The organism is Vibrio makurazakiensis (assembly GCF_050337375.1).
Taxonomy (GTDB): domain Bacteria; phylum Pseudomonadota; class Gammaproteobacteria; order Enterobacterales; family Vibrionaceae; genus Vibrio; species Vibrio makurazakiensis.
Genome location: NZ_JAKJSW010000341.1, coordinates 1 through 2986, shown reverse-complemented (window position 1 = coordinate 2986; position 2986 = coordinate 1). Strand labels below are relative to the sequence as shown.

Here is a 2986-nt window from a genome sequence, read left to right as displayed (position 1 = left end):
CTCTAGGTGAGAGACATATACTTAAAAATTCAGTCCAATAAATATAAAATCAAGAGAGATGGTATTATTACAAACAGGTAAAACAATCATCTCATTAAACTAATAAAAGGCGACTCTAGCCACCCATGACATCAATTATTAAAAAACCACCTGTTAATATAATCAGCGAGAGGTTTAAAAGCAGGATTAGACCAATTAACTGCGTCAGCACTTCCAGTTCCAATCAGCCCACTATTTTCAAAATCAGTTTTATTAGAACTTTCAAGCTCACCAACAGAGTTTTTTGAAGAATCTTTCATATAATCATGAGTCATCCCAATAATGGCACCCATATTTAGGTTTGAATCTAATTGATGAATAGAGTCTCTTTTACCCGAGCCATCAGGATCGTCATCAGCATCAATATCACATGTGTTTACAGGTAATTGGCCATTGCCGTAATTACATTGATTGTAAGTCAAATATTCGGGATAACCTTGTTTAGATTGCTCTTCAAGTATCTGTAAGAACTTACTGTATGCACTTTGTAACGCTGCACCCGGAGCACTATTACCGTTTTCATCGACATAGTAATCAAAAAGTTGTATTAGCTTTTGGTAAGCAGCAAGTTTCTTAGTTTCATCAATATAAATAGTATTCCTATTACCATCGTCGTCCTCTAAGTGTGTGTAAACTAGCTCAATACCGTCAATTACCTTTGTTGCACCATTCTTTTCGTTCATGCTATCAGCGAGTGCAAGGATAAATTCATCAACACTTGATGCATTAGATGGATCTGGTCCATCTTCGACTAGGCCAATGACAATACGTTTACGACTAAATAGCGCCTTCACCTCATCATGACTGCGAGCGATGAAATCAGAAATCTGGATTTTTGCCCGTTGCAGCTGCTCATCTGTTACAGTCGTTCCAAGCTTTAAAAGGTAGATACCATTTTCAAAGTGGCAGTTTGGTACGTCTACATTTGTATAGCAGTTATCAATTGACGTCCTAATTTCAGGTATGGCTATTGATTGATCTTTTATGCTGGCTTCGTTACAAGCTGCTAGCGAAAAGCAACTCAATAGGGTTGCGAGGTATTTCAATTTATATTCCAATTTAGTTTCCAAGTCTCGTTTATTAGTTCATGAAATTTAATTTGGAGGAGATGATACACAAGCTTCCCCGTTATAATTAAAACTCTTACTAGTGTTTACGCGAGCTTACAAACAAGTGAGCCTCGAGGTGGTAGTATTTTTACGACTGCTTATGAATATGCATCTACTGTGATCAGTATATTATTTAAATCATAAGTTCATTGATGTGAAGAACACTCTCAAGAGAACATAAAAATGAAAAAATCCGTATTAGCTATTTCTATTATTATTGCGTCTTTATCAACTAGTGCCGCTGCACGTGATGGCGCCTATGTGAGCGCTGCTTATTCAATGATGCATCAAGACGCTATATTTACAACCACAAACGATGTTGAAGATGGATATGCCGTTGCCGCTGGTTATAATTTTGCTATGGGTAGCTTTTTTGTACTAGGTACAGAAGTGGAATACAAAGACCTTGGATCTACTACAGAAAGCGTTTTATCTGATAGCTTTAAAGTTTCTATGTCTWCAATTGGTATCAATATTCTGCCAAAAGTGTATTTAGGGGATGGCTTTCACCTAATAGCTAAATTGGGCTTTCATAAAATTGATGCTGATCTTACGACGACTTACGCAATACCTTCACCTTCTGTCACGTCTAGTGATACAGCATCTCTATTAGGCTTTGGTTTAGGTTATGATTTTTCAGAGCATTTTGCTTTGCAAACAACGTATGAAATTCATAACATTTCTGGGTACAACACAGCTTCCGCTAACTTTGGTCTGAAATATAGTTTTTAAGATAATAAGTAGTAGCCACTTAATGAGTGGCTACTATAGATTGTATTAATCATGAGATCATTTATTAAGTTGAGAAGATGAATTCAAGTTTTACCAGACACTGCATTTTAGCATGTATCAGTTTGTTATTTTGCACTACCTCATTAGCAAGTAATTTATGTCTTAAAACAGAGTTGAACGAATTTTCATGCCGTTTAAATAACAAGACAGCATCTGTTTGTACATTAGGGGATCGAGATTTCTATCGCTTTGGTAATCAATCTAACATTGAACTTGAAATAGAGTCTAAAGATACAATTGAGTATTACTCATTCAGCGGAGGTGGAGAGAGGGTTATCACTTTTACTAATGGTAAACACTCTTATATTATCAACTCTAGAACTATAAGAGTTGATAATATACTTGGTGATTGGTCTTCAGAAACTTTCGCTAATCTAATCGTAACTAAGGAGTCAGAGGTATTGGTTTCTCTGGAGTGTGACGATATTCAACTTAATAATTAAGGAGCACTCCTAGATGGAATTAGAGAAAATCTACTCCGATAAATCTGACTTAATTCAAGAAATGCTAAACGTAGATCAAGGTGGGCATGTTTATGGTGAATATTCAGATTATCGTTTTCATAGTGTATTTCAACCTATTTTTGATAGGAATATGTGTATATTTGGCTTCGAATGTCTGGCTAGAATCAGTTCAATTGAGGGCTATAGGATAGATCCTAGTCTATTTTTTTCTTCTTTTGAAAGTCACTCAGATTGCGACATTGTATACAGCCTGCTTTGTGGAAAAGTGCATATGATGAACTTTGCCAATTCTAAATTTAATCACCTTCGATTATTCATCAATGTTGCCCCTTCTGTCTTCAACCTTCTATCAAATAATGAACCAGCTATCGAAAGATTTAACGAGCGACTTGATTACCTAAACTTAACTGGCTCTCAAATTATCTATGAACTATTAGAATTTTATGAAAAGGACATTACAGGAATCGTTCAAGGAAAAAAGGCGTTGCTTGAACATGGTATCCAAATTGCGATTGATGATTATGGCTCTCAGTGCTCGACGAAAGATAGAGTAATTATGGTTCAGCCTTCCTACCTTAAGAT

General features: G+C 35.8%; 3 protein-coding genes. 2 read left to right on the top strand and 1 reads right to left on the bottom strand.

Annotation, left to right across the window (positions count from 1 at the left end; genetic code table 11):
• Positions 1 to 131 precede the first annotated feature (131 nt).
• Positions 132 to 1085, bottom strand: a complete 954-nt coding sequence (locus L4C33_RS21105) for a hypothetical protein (RefSeq protein ID WP_428814355.1) — start codon at positions 1083 to 1085, stop codon at positions 132 to 134.
• A gap of 246 nt (positions 1086 to 1331) precedes the next feature.
• On the opposite strand from L4C33_RS21105, the gene L4C33_RS21100 reads away from it, so the two are divergent.
• Together L4C33_RS21100 and L4C33_RS21095 are read left to right on the top strand one after the other, a co-directional pair.
• Positions 1332 to 1880, top strand: coding sequence for an outer membrane beta-barrel protein (locus tag L4C33_RS21100; protein WP_428814354.1), 549 nt, complete (start codon positions 1332 to 1334; stop codon positions 1878 to 1880).
• 516 nt (positions 1881 to 2396) lie between these two features.
• A partial coding sequence (locus L4C33_RS21095) for an EAL domain-containing protein (RefSeq protein WP_428814353.1) occupies positions 2397 to 2986 on the top strand: 590 nt, incomplete at its 3' end.